The 18,761-nt window shown below is 74.0% G+C and carries 16 protein-coding genes; 10 read left to right on the top strand and 6 right to left on the bottom strand.

Features of this window, described 5'->3' with window-relative positions; genetic code table 11:
• Positions 1 to 66: 66 nt before the first annotated feature.
• Both ACFYOS_RS01475 and ACFYOS_RS01470 read right to left on the bottom strand, forming a co-directional pair.
• Entirely contained in the window at positions 67 to 981 is a 915-nt protein-coding gene (locus ACFYOS_RS01475; RefSeq protein WP_387134750.1) for a LysR family transcriptional regulator, read from the bottom strand.
• Between the two features lie 122 nt (positions 982 to 1,103).
• The gene (locus tag ACFYOS_RS01470; RefSeq protein WP_387134747.1) at positions 1,104 to 1,487 is read right to left on the bottom strand and encodes a WhiB family transcriptional regulator; all 384 of its coding nucleotides are present in this window, start codon (positions 1,485 to 1,487) and stop codon (positions 1,104 to 1,106) included.
• A 253-nt stretch (positions 1,488 to 1,740) separates the two neighbouring features.
• Between ACFYOS_RS01470 and ACFYOS_RS01465 the strand changes: the two genes are divergently transcribed.
• Complete coding sequence (locus ACFYOS_RS01465; RefSeq protein WP_387134745.1) at positions 1,741 to 2,565, top strand: response regulator transcription factor; 825 nt, start codon at positions 1,741 to 1,743, stop codon at positions 2,563 to 2,565.
• A 7-nt stretch (positions 2,566 to 2,572) separates the two neighbouring features.
• Here the strand turns inward: ACFYOS_RS01465 and ACFYOS_RS01460 are convergent, their stop codons facing one another.
• Complete coding sequence (locus ACFYOS_RS01460; protein WP_387134742.1) at positions 2,573 to 2,983, bottom strand: DUF5319 domain-containing protein; 411 nt, start codon at positions 2,981 to 2,983, stop codon at positions 2,573 to 2,575.
• A gap of 198 nt (positions 2,984 to 3,181) precedes the next feature.
• On the opposite strand from ACFYOS_RS01460, the gene guaB reads away from it, so the two are divergent.
• The 4 genes from guaB (at position 3,182) to ACFYOS_RS01440 (ending at position 8,906) form a co-directional block, all read left to right on the top strand.
• Positions 3,182 to 4,744, top strand: a complete 1,563-nt coding sequence (guaB, locus tag ACFYOS_RS01455) for an IMP dehydrogenase (protein ID WP_387134739.1) — start codon at positions 3,182 to 3,184, stop codon at positions 4,742 to 4,744.
• 27 nt (positions 4,745 to 4,771) lie between these two features.
• Positions 4,772 to 5,890, top strand: coding sequence for a GuaB3 family IMP dehydrogenase-related protein (locus ACFYOS_RS01450; RefSeq protein WP_387134737.1), 1,119 nt, complete (start codon positions 4,772 to 4,774; stop codon positions 5,888 to 5,890).
• A 74-nt stretch (positions 5,891 to 5,964) separates the two neighbouring features.
• The gene (locus ACFYOS_RS01445; protein WP_387134735.1) at positions 5,965 to 7,356 is read left to right on the top strand and encodes a M1 family metallopeptidase; all 1,392 of its coding nucleotides are present in this window, start codon (positions 5,965 to 5,967) and stop codon (positions 7,354 to 7,356) included.
• 86 nt (positions 7,357 to 7,442) lie between these two features.
• A complete protein-coding gene (locus ACFYOS_RS01440) occupies positions 7,443 to 8,906 on the top strand; it encodes a M1 family metallopeptidase (protein WP_387134733.1) in 1,464 nt (487 codons plus the stop codon).
• Between the two features lies 1 nt (position 8,907).
• Here ACFYOS_RS01440 and ACFYOS_RS01435 read toward each other — a convergent pair whose 3' ends face one another.
• A complete protein-coding gene (locus tag ACFYOS_RS01435; RefSeq protein WP_387134730.1) occupies positions 8,908 to 10,005 on the bottom strand; it encodes an LCP family protein in 1,098 nt (365 codons plus the stop codon).
• Between the two features lie 141 nt (positions 10,006 to 10,146).
• On the opposite strand from ACFYOS_RS01435, the gene ACFYOS_RS01430 reads away from it, so the two are divergent.
• Positions 10,147 to 11,844: an FAD-dependent oxidoreductase gene (locus tag ACFYOS_RS01430; protein ID WP_387134728.1), complete on the top strand. Its 1,698-nt coding sequence runs from the start codon at positions 10,147 to 10,149 to the stop codon at positions 11,842 to 11,844.
• A gap of 90 nt (positions 11,845 to 11,934) precedes the next feature.
• Positions 11,935 to 13,488 carry a glutamine-hydrolyzing GMP synthase gene (gene guaA / locus ACFYOS_RS01425; RefSeq protein ID WP_387134725.1) on the top strand — a complete coding sequence of 518 codons (1,554 nt, stop codon included), beginning with the start codon at positions 11,935 to 11,937 and terminating at the stop codon, positions 13,486 to 13,488.
• 10 nt (positions 13,489 to 13,498) lie between these two features.
• Here the strand turns inward: guaA and ACFYOS_RS01420 are convergent, their stop codons facing one another.
• Positions 13,499 to 13,876, bottom strand: a complete 378-nt coding sequence (locus tag ACFYOS_RS01420; RefSeq protein WP_387134723.1) for a PspC domain-containing protein — start codon at positions 13,874 to 13,876, stop codon at positions 13,499 to 13,501.
• Positions 13,877 to 14,020: 144 nt separating this feature from the next.
• Between ACFYOS_RS01420 and ACFYOS_RS01415 the strand changes: the two genes are divergently transcribed.
• From ACFYOS_RS01415 to ACFYOS_RS01405, 3 genes are all read left to right on the top strand, one after another.
• Entirely contained in the window at positions 14,021 to 14,968 is a 948-nt protein-coding gene (locus ACFYOS_RS01415) for an NUDIX hydrolase (RefSeq protein ID WP_387134720.1), read from the top strand.
• Positions 14,969 to 15,102: 134 nt separating this feature from the next.
• Positions 15,103 to 16,017, top strand: a complete 915-nt coding sequence (locus ACFYOS_RS01410; protein ID WP_387134717.1) for an NUDIX hydrolase — start codon at positions 15,103 to 15,105, stop codon at positions 16,015 to 16,017.
• A 346-nt stretch (positions 16,018 to 16,363) separates the two neighbouring features.
• A complete protein-coding gene (locus ACFYOS_RS01405; protein WP_387134714.1) occupies positions 16,364 to 17,272 on the top strand; it encodes a CDP-alcohol phosphatidyltransferase family protein in 909 nt (302 codons plus the stop codon).
• 58 nt (positions 17,273 to 17,330) lie between these two features.
• Here ACFYOS_RS01405 and ACFYOS_RS01400 read toward each other — a convergent pair whose 3' ends face one another.
• Positions 17,331 to 18,578 (bottom strand): phosphatidylserine decarboxylase, encoded by a 1,248-nt coding sequence (locus ACFYOS_RS01400; RefSeq protein WP_387134712.1) that lies wholly within the window; start codon positions 18,576 to 18,578, stop codon positions 17,331 to 17,333.
• Positions 18,579 to 18,761 lie beyond the last annotated feature (183 nt).

Raw genomic sequence — 18,761 nt, 5'->3', positions numbered from 1 at the left:
TGGCCGCCATAAGGGGGCCGGCCCCGGCCGGGGAGAGGACCTGCTCCGGCGCCTCCAGGGCGGCGATCAGCCGGCGGGGGCGAGCAGTTGCTCCGGCGCCTCCAGGGCGGCGACCAGCCGGCCGAGGTCGCGCCGGCGGGAACTGGCCGGCCACGCCGCCCAGGTGCGCCGGACCAGGGGATGCCCGACCAGCGGGGACCAGGTGATCGAGGCGGGCAGCGGCGCCGACCAGCCGGGCGGCGCCAGGGCGAAGGCCGCACCGGCGGTCACCGCCGCCAGCTTCACCTCGGGGATCAGCTCCTGCCCCTCGGGTGCGGCCGGTCCGAGATCCAGCCCGTGGCTGCGCAGGACCGCGGTGAGCTCGTCGTACCAGGCCGGGCTGCCGGAGCGCGGGAAACCGACCCAGTCGAGCCCCGCCAGGGCGTCCAACCGGATCCCGTCCGGCCCGGCGAGCGCCGCCGCCCGCTCCGCGGCCAGCAGTACGCCCAGCCGCTCCTCGACCACCAGGACCGCGTCCAGGTCGGTGCCGATCGGGTGTTCCCGGACCAGCCCGACGTCGAGCTCGCCGGCGCGCAGCGCGTCGAACTGCGCCGCGGTGGACATGTGCCGGGCCTGGACCCGCGTGCCCGGGTGGGCGGCGGCGAGGTCGGCGAGCGGGCGGGTCAGCAGGTCGGCGGGGAGTTCCAGCGGGATCCCGAGCCGCAGCACGCCGCCGCCCGTCGCGGCGTGCCGGCTGACGGCGGCCACCGCCCGGTCGTACCGGGCGAGCACCGCCCGGGCCTCGGCCAGCAGGGTCATGCCCGCCTCGGTGGCCCGTGCGCCGGTGCTGCCGCGGATCAGGAGTCGCACCCCGAGCTCGCGCTCCAGGGCGCTGATCGTCTGAGAGAGCGCGGGCTGCGTCAGGTGCAACCGTCGGGCCGCGCCGGAGAGGCTTCCTTCCTCGACGACCGCGACGAACGCCCGCATCTCCCGTAGGTCCACGGGCCCATCAGACCACGCGCGTGTCCCGCCACCGGGCGGAAGCCGGGCCCGCGCGGGCGGCGGACACGCACCGACGCCGCGCCCGGAGCGGGGCGCGGCGTCGGATGTCGTGGTGGGCCGGGTCAGGCGACCTTGCGCTGGTCCGGCACGGCGGACTTGTGCGGCCGGCCGAGGCGGGCCTCCAGCCGGGCCACGTCCACCCGGGTCTGCCGGCGGTCGGCCAGGTCCTCCCAGCCGAGGGCGAGCAGCCGGAGCCGCTCCGCCTCGCTGAACCCGCCCCAGACGCCGTACGGCTCGCGGACCGACAGGGCGTGCGCGGCGCACTCGGCGCGCACCGGGCAGGCCCGGCAGACCGCCTTGGCGCCGGACTCGCGGCGCAGCCGCGACGAGCCACGCTCGCCGTCCGGGTGGAAGAACTGGGCACTGTCGCGGCCCCGGCAGGCACCGAGACGCTGCCAGTCCCAGAGGTCGACGATGGGTCCAGGCAGCCTACGTACGTTCGACATCAGCACCCCTCCTCCCGCGCGGCACCGCGGAGAATTCTTCTGGCGAGTAACCGGGCGGCGGTCCGCGCGGGACACCGGTTCCGGCCTGGACCCCTCGGTACCCGGGCTTTCCCGCGCTCACACATCTGTGATCGAAAACCTCGGACAGTCGGCGGCATATGCCCCATATGCCGGAAAAGTTCGGATGATTGCCCGGAACCTCCTCCCCGGCACACCCCGCCGTGGTCTGCTCTGAGGCGGAGAGGAGACCACTGTGCGTAGCGTTCTTGTGTGCGTTCGGACACCACTCGCGGCCCAGCAGCTGACCTCCGCGGCGGCGCGACTGGGGCTGTCCGGTGCCGTCCGGACCGCCGTCTCCGATCCCGAGGTGATGTTGCGGCTCGCCGAGCGACCGGTCGACGTGGTGCTCGCCGACACCGCCCTCACCCGACCGGACAGCGCGGGCTTCGTCCGCCGGGTGCTCGCCCGGGCGCCGCAGGCCGCGGTGGTGCTGCTCGGCACGGAGGAGTCCGAGGCGGCGGCAGCCAGCATCAACGCCGGGGCGCGTGGCCTGATCCAGGGCGCCGACCACGACCTGACCAGTGCGGTGGCGAAGGCGCTGCTGCTGCTCTCCGCGCCCGGACGGCCGGCCCGGAACAGGGTGACCGACCCGGCCCGGGACGCCGCCGCGGTCGGCGGGCCTGCCCGGTCGGCCGCGCCGGGGCGTACCCCGGGTGGACCGGCGCCGGCCTGGTCGGCGGGGCCGGCGGAGGGGCCGGGCAACCTGCCCACGATGGTGCCGGTGCAACGCGGCGACGACCCGGCCGAACCGGCGGCCGGTGAGCCGGAGCCGACGCCGCCGGCCGCCGCCCCGCGGGCCGGCACGCGAGGCGCCCGCAGCGCGATCGGGCTGACCGAGCGGGAACTCCAGGTGCTGCTCGGCATGGCCGAGGGGAAGAGCAACGCGGAGATCGGGCGGGAGCTGTTCGTCTCGGAGGACACCGTCAAGACGCACGCCCGGCGGCTGTTTCGCAAGCTGGGTGCCCGCGACCGGGCGCACGCGGTCGCGGCGGGCTTCCGCGCCGGCCTGGTCGCCTGAGCGCCGGTCAGTCCGCGGCGGGGGTCTCGTCCTCGGTGCCCTCGGTCAGGGTGTCGTGCACGCCGTCGGCGTACCCGCGGGCGTAGTCCCAGCTGACGTAGTGGTCCGGGTCCGGGTCGTAGGCCGGCTCGTGCACCCGGGGGCGACCGGAGTTGAGCAGGTGACGCAGGTTGCCGCGGAGCAGGTCCCAGTCGAAGTAGTGCGGCTCGCGGCAGTCCTCACACTCGATGACCAGGCCACGCACCCCGATCGGCTGGAGCAGGGCCTGGTAGATCTCCAGGTCGGCGAGGTCCTCCAGGACGTCCTGCCGCTCGACCTCGGTCAGCGGGTCGAGCGGGTCGTCCTCGCGCGGGTCGTGCAGGCCGGCAGCCGGATCGGCCGGGTCGCCGTTGAACGGGTCCATGGGCTCGTCGTGCACTCCCTCACCGTAGTCCCCGACGCGCCGGAAAGTCCGCCCCCGGGGACTCGCTGTGGCGCCGCCTACCCGTGCCCGCCGCTGCCGGAGGCGGCGCAGCTCAATGGGTACGATGAAGCGACGCGCCGTCACCCGGTGTGCGCCGGTTGCCCGCGCGCGCCGCCTCGCTGAAGCCCGTCCGAACAGCTCAGGGGAGCAAACGTGGAGAATTCGCCCAGCATCGAGATTCCGGCCGGCGTCAACGGCGGCGAGCTGGGTGGTCACCTGCCCGAGTTGCCCGCCGGCTCGGCCCGGGTGGTGCCGCTCGGGCTGACCTTCGACGACGTGCTCCTCCAGCCCGGCGAGTCGGACGTGGTCCCCAGCCGGGTCAACACCCGCACCAAGCTCACCCGCACCATCGAGCTCAACGTCCCGCTGCTCTCCAGCGCGATGGACACCGTGACCGAGGCGCGGATGGCGATCGCCATGGCCCGCCAGGGCGGCATCGGCGTGCTGCACCGCAACCTCTCGGTGGAGGACCAGGCGCTCCAGGTCGACCTGGTGAAGCGCTCCGAGTCCGGCATGATCACCAACCCGGTCACCGCCAGCCCGGACGACACCCTGCGGGAGGTCGACGGCCTCTGCGGCCGCTACCGGATCTCCGGCGTCCCGGTCGTCGACGGGCAGGGCCAGCTGGTCGGCATCGTCACCAACCGGGACATGCGCTTCGTCTCCGACCCGGCCACCCCGGTCCACGAGATCATGACCCACACCCCGCTGGTCACCGCCCCGGTCGGGGTGAGCAAGGACGAGGCACTGGACCTGCTGCGTCGGCACAAGGTCGAGAAGCTGCCGATCGTCGACGACTCGGGCAAGCTGCGCGGGCTGATCACCGTCAAGGACTTCACCAAGAGCGAGCAGTACCCGAACGCCACCAAGGACGAGGCCGGTCGGCTCCGGGTCGCCGCCGCGGTCGGCGTCGGCGAGGACGCGTACAAGCGCGCCCGCACCCTGGTCGACGCCGGCGTCGACGTGCTGATCGTGGACACCGCGCACGGCCACCAGCGGGCCGTGCTGGAGATGGTGGCCCGGCTCAAGAAGGACGTCGCCATCGACATCGTCGGCGGCAACATCGCCACGTACGCGGGCGCGAAGGCGCTGGTCGACGCGGGCGCGGACGGCGTCAAGGTGGGCGTCGGCCCGGGCGCCATCTGCACCACCCGGATCGTCGCCGGGGTCGGCGTGCCGCAGATCACGGCCATCATGGAGGCCGCCCGGGCGGCCCGCCCGGCCGGCGTGCCGGTGATCGGCGACGGCGGCATCCAGTATTCCGGCGACATCGCCAAGGCCCTGGTGTCCGGCGCCGACACCGTGATGCTCGGTAGCCTGCTGGCCGGCTGCGAGGAGAGCCCGGGCGAGCTGATCTTCATCAACGGCAAGCAGTACAAGGCCTACCGCGGGATGGGCTCGCTCGGCGCGATGCAGTCCCGCGGCCAGGCCAAGTCCTACTCCAAGGACCGCTACTTCCAGCAGGATGTGACCAGCGACGAGAAGCTGGTCCCCGAGGGCGTCGAGGGCCAGGTGCCCTATCGAGGGCCGCTCGCCCAGGTCGCCCACCAGCTCACCGGCGGTCTGCGACTCGCGATGGGGTACGCCGGCGCGGAGAGCATCCCCGAGCTGCACCAGCGCGGCCAGCTCATCCGGATCACGGCGGCCGGGCTCAAGGAGAGCCACCCGCACGACATCCAGATGACCGTCGAGGCGCCCAACTACCACACCCGCTGATCATCCCCCAACCACCTGGAGTCCCCCATGCGTGACGTGGTCGAGATCGGGCTGGGCAAGACCGCGCAGCGCGGCTACCACCTGGACGACATCGCCATCGTGCCGAGCCGCCGTACCCGGGACGTCGACGACGTCTCCACGGCGTGGCAGCTCGACGCGTACCCGTTCGGCATCCCCTGCGTCGGGCACCCGTCCGACGCCACGATGAGCCCCACCTCGGCGGTGAAGCTCGGCCAGCTCGGCGGCCTCGGCGTGCTCAACGTCGAGGGCCTCTGGACCCGGTACGAGAACCCGACCAAGGTGCTCGAGGAGCTGGCCGGCCTGGACGAGGAGGCCCGGGCGACCAAGCGCCTCCAGGAGGTGTACGCGGAGCCGATCCGTCCCGACCTGATCGCCGAGCGGGTCCGTGAGCTGCGGGCCGGCGGCGGCACGGTGGCCGTCCGGGTCTCCCCCCAGCACACCCTCGCGCTCGCCCCGGTGGTCCTCGACGCCGGCGTGGACATCCTGGTCATCCAGGGCACCATCGTCTCCGCCGAGCACGTCTCCACCACCGAGGAGCCGCTGAACCTCAAGGAGTTCATCGCCGACCTCGACCTGCCGGTCATCGTCGGCGGCTGCACCGACTACAAGACCGCGCTGCACCTGATGCGGACCGGCGCCGCCGGCGTGATCGTCGGCATCGGCGGCGACGACTGGTCCACCACGGACTCGGTGCTCGGCATCCGGGTGCCGATGGCCACCGCCATCGCCGACGCCGCCGCGGCCCGCCGCGACTATCTGGACGAGACCGGTGGCCGGTACGTGCACCTGATCGCCGACGGCGACATCCAGACCTCCGGCGACATCGCCAAGGCGCTCGGCTGCGGCGCGGACGCGGTGATGATCGGCGAGCCGCTCTCGCTCTGCGAGGAGGCCCCGGCCGCTGGCGCCTGGTGGCACTCGGCGGCGAGCCACCCGTCGCTGCCGCGCGGCGCGTTCGAGGTGGCCGGCGAGCCGCTCGGCTCGATGGAGAAGCTGCTCTTCGGCCCGGCCGACGAGCCGGACGGCCAGCTCAACCTCTTCGGCGGCCTGCGCCGGGCGATGGCCAAGTGCGGCTACCGCGACCTCAAGGAGTTCCAGAAGGTCGGCCTGGTGCTCGACCACTGAGCCTGCGGCGAGCGACCGACGGCGCGGGTGCGGATTCCGTCCCACCCGCGCCGTCGCGCGTCTAGGCTCGGCGGATGACACGGGGGCGACGGTGGCACACCGCCGCGCTGGCCTGCGCGCTGTTGGTCGCGGGGTGCACCGGGGACGACGGGCGGTTCCGGCCCGGGGCGGCCGACGCGGGTGACCCGTACGTGCCGGGAGCCGGCAACGGCGGCTACGACGTCGACCGGTACGGGCTGAAGATCCGCTACGACCCGGCCGACGATCGGCTCACCGGCCAGGCCACCGTCACCGCCACCGCCACCATCGGGCTGTCCCGGTTCCACCTCGACCTCGTCGGCCTCACCGTCGACCGGGTACGCGTCGACGGCACGCCGGCCAGTCACCGGCGGGACGGCAACGAGCTGGTGGTCACCCCGGCGCACGGCCTGCCGGCGGGGAAGCGGTTCACCGTCGAGGTGGCGTACGGCGGGGTGCCCCGGCCGCTGCCCAGCGGCGAGCTCGGCGACGGCGGCTTCCAGTCCACCCCGGACGGTGCGATCGCGCTCGGCCAGCCGGAGTCGGCGAGCACCTGGTTCCCGGTCAACGACCACCCCTCCGACAAGGCCACCTACGACATCCAGGTGACCGTGCCGGACGGGCTCGCCGCCCTGAGCAACGGCGTGCCGCGCGGGACGGAGAGCCGGGACGGCTGGACGACCTGGCGCTGGTCCGAGGGGTCGCCGATGGCCAGCTATCTGACCACCCTGGTGATCGGGAACTACCGGGTGTCGACCGGCACTCACGCCGGGAAGCCCCTGGTCGCGGCGGTCGCCGCCGGGCTGCCGGCGGACGGGCCGGCCGCCGCCTCGGTGGCCCGCACCGGCGAGGTCGCCGACTTCCTGGCCGCCCGGTTCGGGCCGTACCCGTTCGACGCGTACGGCGGGATCGTGGTCGCCGACCAGCGGATCCGGTACGCGCTGGAGACCCAGACCCGCCCGGTCTACGGGCCGGGCTTCTTCCGGGGCGACCGGCCGAACACCGTGGTGGTCGCGCACGAGCTGGCCCACCAGTGGTTCGGCGACAGCGTCTCGCTGGCCCGGTGGGGCGACATCTGGCTCAACGAGGGCTTCGCCACGTACGCGGAATGGCTCTGGGACGAGCACGACGGGGGCCGCACCGTCGCGCGGGCCTTTGCCGCCGCCTACGCGACGACCGACTGGAGGAAGCCGACGGTCGACCCGGGCCGGGCGGCGATGTTCGGCGAGGCGGTCTACCAGCGCGGCGCGCTCGCCGTGCACGCGCTGCGCCGTGCGGTCGGTGACGAGAGCTTCTTCCGGATGCTGCGCGCCTGGGTGGCCGAGCGGCGGGACGGCACCGCCACCACCGCCGACTTCGTCGGATACGCCGAGCGGGTGGCCGGCCGGCCGCTGCGCCCGCTCTTCGACGCCTGGCTGGCCGGGGCCACCGCGCCCGCCCTGCCGTGACGCGGGCGTGATCGTCGATCGGTAGGCTGCCGCGGGCGGAGCGGTCACGTGGGGTGCGCTCGCGCGCCCGGGGAGGGATCGAGGCGATGACGGTGGCGCGGCGGGGCGGACGACGATGGCTCGGACTGCTGGTCTCCGGCGTGCTGCTGCTCACCGGCTGCGGCGCCCCCGACGCCGAGCGGGCCGCCACGACGTCGGGGCCGCCCACCCCGACGGCCGCACGCAGCTTCGCCCCCGGCGCGCCCGGTGCCGGCGACGCCTACTTCCCGAGCTACGGCAACGGCGGGTACGACGTCGCCCACTACGCCGTGAAGGTCCGCTACGACCCGGCGACGGACCGGCTTAGCGGCACCACCACCCTGCGCGCCACCGCCACCGCCAACCTCTCCGCGTTCAACCTGGACCTGGCCGGGCTGACGGTGCGGTCGGTGACGGTGGACGGGGTCCAGGCCCGCCACGCCCGCACCGGCGACGAGCTGGTCATCACCCCGGCCGCCGGCCTGACCTCGGGCAACGGCTTCGTCGCCGAGATCCGGTACGACGGCGAGCCGGCCGCCCTGAAGAACGACGTGCTGGGCGAGGGCGGCTGGCTGCACACCTCGGACGGCGCCATCGCGCTCGGCCAGCCGGAGTCGGCGAGCACCTGGTTCCCGGTCAACGACCACCCCTCCGACAAGGCCACCTACGACGTCGAGATCACCGTGCCGAAGGAGCTCACCGCGGTCAGCAACGGTGTGCCGAAGGGACGGACGATCCGGGGTGACTGGGACACCTGGACCTGGTCCGAGGACGCGCCGATGGCCAGCTACCTCGCCACCGTGGTGATCGGGAAGTTCCGGGTGACCACCGGGGAGCACAAGGGACGACCGGTGTTCAGCGCGGTCAGCACGAAGGTGGCGGGCGGCGCCCCGGACCGGTCGATCGCGCGGACCATCGAGGTCGCCGACTACCTGGAGAGCGTTTTCGGGCCGTACCCGTTCGACGCGTACGGCGGGGTGGTGGTCGCCGACGACCGGATCCGGTACGCGTTGGAGACGCAGACCAGGCCGGTCTACTCGGCCGGGTTCTTCCGGCAGGGCGACAACACCGGCGTGGTCGCGCACGAGCTGGCCCACCAGTGGTACGGCGACAGCGTGTCCCTGGCGAAGTGGCAGGACATCTGGCTCAACGAGGGGTTGGCCACCTACGCCGAGTGGCTCTGGGCCGAGCACGCCGGCGAGTCGACTGTGCAGCGCACCTTCGACCAGAAGTACGCGACCGCGCCCGGGGAGGTCTGGCGTACCCCGCCGGGCAAGCCGGGGGTGTCGAACCTGTTCGGCCAGTCGGTCTACGAGCGGGGCGGGATGACCGTGCACGCGCTGCGGGTCGCCGTCGGCGACAGCGCCTTCTTCACCATCCTGCGGACCTGGGCGGCGGAGCGGAAGAACGGCAACGCCACGACCGCCGACTTCGTGGCCCTCGCCGAGCGGATCTCCGGCAAGAAGCTGGGCAGGCTCTTCGGCGCCTGGCTCTACGACACCGAGCGGCCGGCCCGGCCGAAGCCGCGCTGACTCAGGTCTTCACCCGCAGCGACGGGTGGGCGGCGAGGAACCGGTCGGCGGTGCCGCCGCGCAGCGCCGCGAGAAACTGCCGGCCCACCGGTTTGAGCTGTTCGCCCCGGTACGACCCGCCGCTGCCCACCGCGCCGCCGGGGAGCCCGACCAGCACGAAGCCGTCGGCGGGCAACCCGCCCAGGGCGTACGCGAAGTCCACCAGCTTCCGCCCGCCGCCGACGTACACCAGGGTCTTGCCGAGCGCGGCGACCACCTGCTCGACCTGGTCCGGGTCCCGGGCCAGGCCCTGGTCCAGGATCTTCCGGGCCAGCGCCCGGATGAGCTGCTGCTGGTGGCGCTGCCGGGTGTAGTCGCCGCCGGCCGTGTAGCGCTGCCGGGCGTAGTCCAGCGCCTGCCAGCCGGTCAGGTGGCGGTTGCCCTTCTCGTAGACCATCTGCGGTCCGACATAGCCGCCCGCGCCCCGGTCCCGGTACCGCCCGTCCGGCCGGCGGTGCTTCGAGGCGACCCGCTGGTCCACGTAGAGGTCGACCCCGCCGAGGGTGTCCACCAGCTTGTCGAAGCCGCCGAACGTGATCACCGCGCCCGCGTCGATGCGCAGTCCGGTGTACCGGCTGACGGTGGTGCGCAGCAGTTCGTACCCCTGGGCGGTGCTGGGGTGCGCCTTGTCGCCGGGGACCCGGCTGCCGTAGCTCATCGCGTGGGTGAGCTTGGTCCGGCCGCCGGGGTAGCCGGACTTCGGGTAGGCCGGGATGTCCACCACCAGGTCGCGGGGGAGGGAGAAGAGGTACGCCCGGCCGAGCCCGGCCGGCACGTGCAGGACCAGCACCGCGTCGGCGTGCGGCTCCCAGCCGGGCACGCTGACCCGGGTGTCCACGCCGACCAGCAGCAGGTTGAGCGGGCCGGTGAGGTCGGCGCCCGGCGGCGGGGTGGCCGGGGCCGGGGCCGACGGGCTGGCCGACCCGGTGGGCGCGGCGGAGCCGGCGACCGGGGTGGGCGACGGGCGGGAGAGCAGTCGGCTGGCCACCACCGCGCCGGCGGCGACCAGCAGCACGGCCACCAGGGCGGCCGTTCCCAACAGCCAACGTCGTCTCGTCATCGGTTCTCCTTCCCCTGTCCACTCGACGCGCCAAGGGGTGACGCGGGTTGCAGTGGCGGGATATTCGATCATCGAGCGCTCTGCATGATCTGCGAAAGACTCGCGCTGGCGCTATAGCTACTCGTCGGTAATGATGCGTTCATGCGGTACGACGTGGTCGTCATCGGGTCCGGCTTCGGCGGCAGCGTCACCGCGCTCCGCCTCGCCGAGAAGGGCTACACGGTCGGCGTGCTGGAGGCCGGGCGGCGCTTCGCCGACGACGAGTTCCCGGAGACGTCCTGGCGGGCCCGGCGGTTCCTGTGGGCCCCGAAGCTCGGCTGCTACGGCCTGCAACGGATCAGCCTGCTCCGCTCGGCGGGCCGGAAGGCCGGCGGCGGTGTGCTGGTGCTCTCCGGTGCCGGGGTGGGCGGCGGCTCCCTGGTCTACGCGAACACCCTCTACGAACCCCTCGACGCGTTCTACGCCGACCCGCAGTGGCGGGACATCACCGACTGGCGCGATGAGCTGGCCCGCCACTACGACCAGGCGAAGCGGATGCTCGGCGTCACCACGTACCCGATGGTCACCGGCGCCGACCGGGCGATGCGGGCGGTGGCCGAGCGGATGGGGGTGGGGCACACCTTCCACTCCACCCCGGTCGGCGTGCACATCGGCCGGCCCGGGGAGCGGGTCGCCGACCCGTACTTCGGTGGGGTCGGGCCGGAGCGGACCGGCTGCAACCACTGCGGCTCGTGCATGACCGGCTGCCGGCACGGCGCGAAGAACACCCTGGTCAAGAACTACCTCTGGCTGGCCGAGCGGTTGGGCGTCCAGGTCCACCCGCTGACCACAGTGACCGCGGTCCGGCCCGCGGCCGGCGGTGGCTACGACGTGCACGCCGAGCGCACCGGCGCCTGGGTGCGCAGGCGCCGCGAGGTGATCCACGCCGACCAGGTGGTCTTCGCCGCCGGAGCGCTGGGCACCCAGCGGCTGCTGCACGAGATGCGGGCCACCGGCGCGCTGCCCCGGCTCTCGCCCCGGCTCGGCGAGCTGACCCGGACCAACTCGGAGGCGATCCTCGGCGCCTCGGTCGGGGCCCGGCAGGCCCGGCAGCGCGGGCTCGACTTCACCGCGGGGGTGGCGATCACCAGCTCGTTCCACCCCGACCCGCAGACCCACATCGAGCCGGTTCGCTACGGCAAGGGCTCCAACGCGATGGGGTTGCTCCAGTCGCTGCTGGTCGACGGGGGTCCGCGCCGGGTCCGGCGCTGGCTGGGCAGCATCGTCCGGCAGCCCGGCCTGGCCGCCCGGATGCTCTCCGTCCGCGGCTGGTCCGAGCGGACCGTGATCGCCCTGGTCATGCAGTCGGTGGACAACTCGCTCACCACCCGGTTCCGGCGAGGAGTGTTCGGCCGGCGGCTGGTCTCCGGCCCCGGCCATGGCGCGCCCAACCCGACCTGGATCCCGGCCGGCAACCAGGCGGTCCGGCTGCTCGCCGAGGAGATCGACGGGACGCCCGGGGGAGCGCTCACCGAACCGTTCAACATCCCGATGACCGCGCACATCCTGGGCGGCGCGGTGATCGGCGCCACCCCGGAGCATGGGGTGATCGACCCGTACCACCGGGTCTACGGCCACCCGGGGCTGCACGTGGTGGACGGGGCGGCGGTCTCGGCGAACCTCGGCGTCAACCCGTCGCTGACCATCACCGCGCAGGCCGAGCGGGCCATGTCGTGCTGGCCAAACAAGGGCGAGGAGGATCCCCGCCCGCCGCTCGGTGCGGCGTACCGGCGGCTGGACCCGGTCCCGCCCCTCGGGCCGGCGGTCCCGGCGCACGCGCCCGCCGCGCTGCGCCCCTGACCAGGACGGCTCCCCGCCGGGGGCGACGCGGCGCGCAACACACCGGGGCGCGGCCCGGTCGGGCGGTGACTGTCGGTAGGCTTTCTGCACATGAGCACGCCTCGCCCCGTCCTCGTGGTGGACTTCGGAGCCCAGTACGCCCAGCTCATCGCGCGTCGCGTCCGCGAGGCGAAGGTCTACTCGGAGATCGTCCCGCATTCCATGCCGGTGTCCGAGATGCTGGCCAGGAACCCGGCCGCGATCATCCTCTCCGGCGGCCCGTCCAGCGTCTACGCGCCGGGCGCCCCGCAGATCGACGCCGGCATGTTCGAGTCCGACGTCCCGGTCTTCGGCATCTGCTACGGCTTCCAGGCGATGGCCCAGGCGCTCGGCGGCACCGTGGCGAAGACCGGCAACCGGGAGTACGGCGGCACCCCGCTGCACGCCCGCCCGGAGGCCGGCGTGCTGCTCCGCGACCTCCCGGACGACCTGCCGGTGTGGATGAGCCACGGTGACTGCGTCACCGAGGCGCCGGCCGGCTTCACGGTCACCGCCGAGTCGGCGGGCGCGCCGGTCGCCGCGTTCGAGGATCTGGCCGGCCGCCGGGCCGGCGTGCAGTTCCACCCGGAGGTCGGGCACACCGCGCACGGCCAGGAGATGCTCGCCCGCTTCCTGCACGACATCGCCGGGATCGAGCCGACCTGGACGCCCGAGAACATCATCGACGAGCAGGTGGCCCGGATCCGGGAGCAGGTCGGCGACAAGGAGGTCATCTGCGGCCTGAGCGGCGGCGTCGACTCCGCGGTCGCCGCGGCGCTGGTGCACAAGGCCGTCGGCGACCAGCTCACCTGCGTCTTCGTCGACCACGGCCTGCTCCGGGCCGGCGAGGCCGAGCAGGTCGAGAAGGACTACGTGGCGGCCACCGGCATCAAGCTCAAGGTGGTCGACGCCCGGGAGCGGTTCCTCGGCGCGCTGGCCGGGGTGACCGACCCGGAGCAGAAGCGCAAGATCATCGGCCGGGAGTTCATCCGGGTCTTCGAGGCCGCCGCCCGGGAGATCGCCTCGCACGGCGACGTCGAGTTCCTGGTGCAGGGCACCCTCTACCCGGACGTGGTGGAGTCCGGCGGCGGCACCGGCACCGCCAACATCAAGAGCCACCACAACGTCGGCGGCCTGCCGGAGGACCTGAAGTTCGCCCTGGTCGAGCCGCTGCGCACGCTGTTCAAGGACGAGGTCCGTGCGCTCGGCCTGGAGCTGGGGCTGCCCGAGGCGATGGTCTGGCGGCACCCGTTCCCCGGCCCGGGCCTGGCCATCCGGATCATCGGCGCAGTCGACGAGGAGCGGCTCGCCGTGCTCCGGAAGGCCGACCTGATCGCCCGGCAGGAGCTCACCGCCGCCGGACTGGACCGGGGCGTCTGGCAGTTCCCGGTGGTGCTGCTGGCCGACGTGCGCAGCGTCGGCGTGCAGGGCGACTTCCGCACCTACGGCCATCCCGTGGTGCTGCGCCCGGTCTCCAGCGAGGACGCCATGACCGCCGACTGGTCCCGGCTGCCCTACGAGGTGATCGCCAAGATCTCCACCCGGATCACCAACGAGGTCGCCGAGGTGAACCGGGTGGCGCTGGACGTGACCAGCAAGCCGCCGGGCACCATCGAGTGGGAGTGATCACCCGGCCTCAGGCCGCCGGCGGAGTCGGCGGCTGAGGCGCGGGGCGGGGCGCCGGCTCCGGCGTAGGTCCGGCCTGCGGCGCCGGTCCGGCGGTCGGGTGCGGCGCGGTCGGCGGGACCGGCGGCCAGCCCGGTGCGGTGCTCGCCGGGTGCGGCCAGGCGGGCGCGTCCGCCGGCTCCTCCGGCATCAGGAACCACATGATCGGGTACGCCAGCGCGGCGAGCCCACCGGTGAGCAGGGTGACCACGGCGAAGACCACCCGGACCAGGGTGGGGTCGACGGCGAAGTAGCGTCCGACACCGCTGGCCACCCCGGCGATCATCCGGTCGGTGACGGGTCGGCGGAGCTGCTTGTACGGGGCGTGAGGGGTACTGGTGTAGGTCATGTCCCCACGGTCGCGCGCGGGCCGGCGGACGACCTCGGTGACCGCCCGGACTCCTACCCTGATGGATCCCTGAGGTGCCAGCCAAGTGTCAGGAATCTGACTCTTTTCGATGGAGTTAACCGGCGCCGGGGAGAATTTCCTCCCGTGACCACCTCGCTGGAGCCGCTCCGCAGGATCGCGGCATACGCAGTTTGTGCTGATTCAGCCGGCCGAGTGTTGCTGGTCCGGGCGTCGGAGCGCTCCGGCACCCCCGGCACCTGGTCGCTGCCTGGCGGGGCGGTCGACCACGGTGAGGACCCGAACCACACCGTCGTGCGGGAGACCGCGGCGGAGACCGGCCTCTCGGTCGCCGTGTCCGGCCTCCGCGACGTGCTCGCCGACATGCGGGCGCTGCCCGAGCGGGGCATCACGATCCACACCGACCGCCTGCTCTACACGGTCGCGGTGCGGGGCGGGACGCTCACCGACCGGGTCGACCGGCCGACCGACCAGGCCCGCTGGTTCACCCTCGACGAGGCCCGGGGGCTGCCGCTGCGGTCGTTCGCCGCCCGCGCCCTGGGCCTGCCCAGCTCCACGGCCGACATCGTGCCGGAGGAGGTGCCCGAGTTCCCCTCGTTCTACGCGGTTCCCGGGCCGGACGGGCTGCACCGGGCGCAGCGCTTCGCCGCGTATGCGGTGGTGACGGATCCGGAGGAGCGGGTGCTGCTCACCCGGGTCTCCGACGGCTACCCGGGGGCCGGCTGCTGGCACCTCCCCGGCGGTGGCACCGACTACGGGGAGCAGCCGGGCGCCGCGCTGATCCGGGAGCTGGTCGAGGAGACCGGGCAGACCGGCCGGCTGGTGGAGTTGCTCGGGGTGGCCAGCCACCGGGACGCCGCCTCGCTCGGCCCGGAGGGCTACCCGATCGACTGGCACGGCGTCCGCGCCTTCTACCGGGTGGTCGTCGACCAGCCGGCCCCGCCCACGGTGGCCGACGTCGGTGGCTCCACCTGCGAGGCCCGCTGGTTCCGCCGCGAGGAGCTCGGTGCCCTCCCCACCGACCGCCTCACCGAGGTGACCGCCGAAGCCGTCCACGCCGCCCAACTCATCTAACGCGCAACCCCAACCCCAACCCCGCCCCCACCCCACCGCTCCCCGTTGATCATGAGGTTGACGGGGTGAAATGTCCGCCCTGGTGCCGCTAACCTCATGATCGACGGGACAACGGGTCGGGGGAGAGGGTGCGGGTGGAGGAGCGGCGGCGGATCGGGGCGTACGGGGTGCTGCGGGACGACGGCGGGCGGGTGCTGCTGGCGCGGGGTTCGGACCGGTGTCCGTACCCGGGGGTGTGGCAGCTCCCCGGCGGCGGGGTGGCGCACGCGGAGCATCCCGCCGGCACCGTGGTGCGGGAGTTCGCCGAGGAGACCGGACTGACCGTCGAGGCGGACGGGATCCGCGCGGCGGTCGCCGACGTGGCCGTCTTCCGGGAGGCCGGCGTCGCGGTGCACACCGACCGGCTGGTGTTCGACGTGACGGCGCGGGGCGGCACGCCACGTCCGGAGCCGGCCGGCGGCAGCGACGAGCTGGCCTGGTTCACACCCGAAGAGGCGGGCGAGGTGCCACTCATGCCGTTCACCGCCGAGCTGCTCGGGCTGCCGGTGACCCCCCTCCCGGCGGACCTGCCCCGGGTCCTCCCGCCCGCCCAGGCCGGCCCGCCGGCGACCGATCGCCGCCAGCGCTTCGCCGCGTACGGGCTGGTCACCGACCCGGCCGAGCGGGTGCTGCTCACCATGATCGCCGACGGGTACCCGGGGGCCGGGAAGTGGCACCTGCCCGGCGGGGGCACCGACCACGGGGAGCAGCCGGCGGCCGGGCTGCTCCGCGAGCTGGTGGAGGAGGCCGGCCAGCTCGGGCGGGTGGTCGACCTGCTGGCCGTGGACAACCTGCACAACCCCCGTGCGCTGGGCCCGGAGGGACGGCCGCTGGACTGGCACAGCGTTCGGGTGATCTACCGGGTACGCGTCGACGCCCCCACCGAGGCGGTGGTGACCGAGCTCGCGGGCGGCTCCACGGCGCGGGCCGCCTGGTACGCCCCGGAGCAGGTGGGCGGCCTGGCGATGACCGACGTGGCGGCCCGGGCAACCGGACAGCGGGTGAGGTAGCGCCCGCTCGCCGAGCCGGACTGGGTCCCCTCCGGTACAGTCGGGAGTTGGGGTTGGTCGACGAAATCGGGCGATGAGGCCCGAGATGGGAATAAGTGAGCAGTTCGCGCGGTTAAGGGAGTTATAAGTACCGCCGGCAGCTATCGCCAAGCCCCTATCCCCTGTGCAATGGTGTACTCCGCAAAACGGGCTGCCGGACCAGAGAGGTCCGGCACGAGACAGCCGGACACCCGCCCCCGTGGCGGTCACCCGATCCGGTGATGGAGGAAACGTGCCGAGAGCCCCTTGGCGCCGGCGTCGTACGACTGACAGCCCGCGCCCCGCAGGGCGTCGCTGGGCGGGCAGATTGCGCCGCAGCAGCACGTTCGCCCGCCAGGTGCTGCTGGTCCGGGTGGGCCGCCGGGAGGGCACCGCGTCCGCGACCGACCTGGTCACCCCCGACCACCGGTGGACCGACCGCCAGCGTCGCCGCTACGGCCGGTTCGACGCCGAGGTGGAGGCGGTGATGCCGGTCAGCCCGGCGCTCGCCCCCACCGCGCCGGTCGACGAGGCGCCGGCGATGTCGATCCCGCTGCTGCCCGGCGAGCGGACCGCCGCCCGCCGGGTCAAGTTCGCCCTGGTCAACGCCTGCACCCTGAGCAGCCTGATGCTCGGCATGCTGGCGATCTTCCTGGCCATGCAGGGCGGGGTCCGGGCCGCTGCGCTCTGCCTGATCGCCTGCGTCGCGTTCGACGGCCTGGACGGCGCGCTCGCCCGCAAGCTCGGCGTGGCCAGCCCGTTCGGGGCCCAGATGGACTCGCTCGCCGACATGTGCTCGTTCGGCCTCGCCGCCCCGGTCGTGGTCTACGCCTCGCTGGCCGGCTCGGTCCCGCCAGCGGCCGCCGCGGTCGCCTGCGCCCTGGTGGCGGCCTGCGCCGCGATCCGGCTCGCCCGGTTCAACGTCTCGCCCAAGGACGGCCGCTTCTTCTGCGGCGTACCGACCACCATGGCGGCGGCCGTGCTGGCCCTGACCGTGGCGATCGGCCTGCCGGTCTCCGGCCTGGTGATGGTCGGCGGGGTGGCCCTGCTCGCCTTCGCCATGGTCTCCAGCTTCCCGTACGCGAAGCTGGCCCGGCTGGTGAAGCTGCCGCCGTGGATCTGGCTGGCCCCGGTGGTCGGCGCGCTGGTCGACATCCGGCTCACCTTCGCCCTCGTGGTGGTGGGCTACCTGGTCAGCGGCCCGGTGCTCTGGCTGCACCAGCGCCGCACCGCCTGACCCGTACCACTCAAAAGGGGCGCCGCGACGAGCGGCGCCCCTTTTCGCGTCTGCGGGATCAGACCCAGCGGGCGATCACCGTCGAACCGCCGACCACCTTGTCGCCCGGGCCGACCAGCGGCTCGGCCGCCTCCACCGGCAGGTAGACGTCGGTGCGCGAGCCGAACCGGATCAGGCCGAACCGCTCACCCTTCGCCAGCAGCGCGCCGACCGGCGCCCGCTGCACGATCCGCCGGGCGATCAGGCCGGTACGCTGCGCGACCACCACCGTGCCGTGCTCGGTCTCCAGCACCGTGTACGCGGCCACGTTGTGCTCGGCGTCCGGCTTCATGGCGTTGACGAAACCGCCGTCCGCGACGAAGTAGTCGACCACCTTGCCGGCCACCGGGGCGCGGTTGACGTGCACGTCCAGCACGGAGAGGAAGACCGCGATGCGCAGCCACTCCCCGTCACCGAAGCGCTCGTCGTGCAGCCGCTGCACCGAGAGGACCTGGCCGTCCGCCGCGGCGACCACGGCCGACGGGTCCTCCGGCACGTCCCGCTCCGGGTCGCGGAAGAACGCGGCCACCGGCGCGGCGGCCAGCGCCGGGAGCAGCCAGAGCTTCGACTTCGGCCGGGCCACCCGGGCCAGCGCGGCCAGACCGAGGCTGATGCCGGCCGCGGCGACGCCGTTGGAGTCGATGTGCATGGTCCGGGTCAGCGGCACGCTCGACGGCCGGTACGCCGGGGCGAGCTTGGCCGCCAGCGCCGCGCCGGCCGGGGTGAAGCGGAGGTGGTGCACCCGCACCGGCGGGGAGTTGCGCAGCACCAGGTCGGTGCGGACGCCGTGCAGCACGGCCTGCCGGTCCAGCTCGGCACCGGCGCCCTCGGTGCGGAACACCGGTGCGGCCACGCTGAGCACGGCGCCGTCGGTGAGGTACTTCGACAGACCGTCGACGGCCCCCCGGGCCTCGTCGGCGGTGCCGGTGAACGGCTCGGCGGCGATGACCACCTCGGCGGCGTCCGCCTCGGCGAGGGTGTCAACCACCCGTACCCGGTCGGCGACCCAGCGGCCCTGGGCCGTCACGTGCTCGCGGAGCGCGGCCGCGGCGGCGCCTTCCGCCGGCACGACGGTGAGCCGGTCGCCGGGCAGCAGCGCGTCGATCGCCGCGGCGAGCACCGCGGACTGCGGGGTCGCGCCGATCAGCAAGCCGGCCTTCGGGTCGTTGCGCCGGGCGAGCTCGGAGACGAGGGTACGGGCGGCGCGCTCGCCGATGCGGACCGGACCGGACGGGCCGGGGGTGCGCACGGCGGGGGACTGGGTCATGTCGGACGGGCTCCTGACGGGGTAGAGGCGGGACGCGGCGGGACCGCCACGGCGACCTGGCCGGCCGGGGGCCGCGCACGGGGGCCCGGCGACCGGGAGCGCCAGCCGCGGCCGGGGGGGCGCCGGCCGGTGGAGGCGAGATCTCCACCAGCCAGCATAGGCGGCACCGCCGGAGCGCCGCAG

Source organism: Micromonospora sp. NPDC005806 (genome assembly GCF_042871425.1).
In the GTDB taxonomy this organism is placed as follows: Bacteria; Actinomycetota; Actinomycetes; order Mycobacteriales; family Micromonosporaceae; genus Micromonospora.
This window is presented reverse-complemented; position numbering and strand designations above follow the sequence as displayed.

Coding starts and splice junctions, on each gene's coding strand:
- ACFYOS_RS01470 (WP_387134747.1), bottom strand. CDS start 1,487: ATGTCGAACGTACGTAGGCTGCCTGGACCCATCGTCGACCTCTGGGAC.
- ACFYOS_RS01400 (WP_387134712.1), bottom strand. CDS start 18,578: ATGACCCAGTCCCCCGCCGTGCGCACCCCCGGCCCGTCCGGTCCGGTC.
- ACFYOS_RS01440 (WP_387134733.1), top strand. CDS start 7,443: ATGACGGTGGCGCGGCGGGGCGGACGACGATGGCTCGGACTGCTGGTC.
- guaA (WP_387134725.1), top strand. CDS start 11,935: ATGAGCACGCCTCGCCCCGTCCTCGTGGTGGACTTCGGAGCCCAGTAC.
- ACFYOS_RS01435 (WP_387134730.1), bottom strand. CDS start 10,005: ATGACGAGACGACGTTGGCTGTTGGGAACGGCCGCCCTGGTGGCCGTG.
- ACFYOS_RS01430 (WP_387134728.1), top strand. CDS start 10,147: ATGCGGTACGACGTGGTCGTCATCGGGTCCGGCTTCGGCGGCAGCGTC.
- ACFYOS_RS01420 (WP_387134723.1), bottom strand. CDS start 13,876: ATGACCTACACCAGTACCCCTCACGCCCCGTACAAGCAGCTCCGCCGA.
- ACFYOS_RS01450 (WP_387134737.1), top strand. CDS start 4,772: ATGCGTGACGTGGTCGAGATCGGGCTGGGCAAGACCGCGCAGCGCGGC.
- ACFYOS_RS01445 (WP_387134735.1), top strand. CDS start 5,965: ATGACACGGGGGCGACGGTGGCACACCGCCGCGCTGGCCTGCGCGCTG.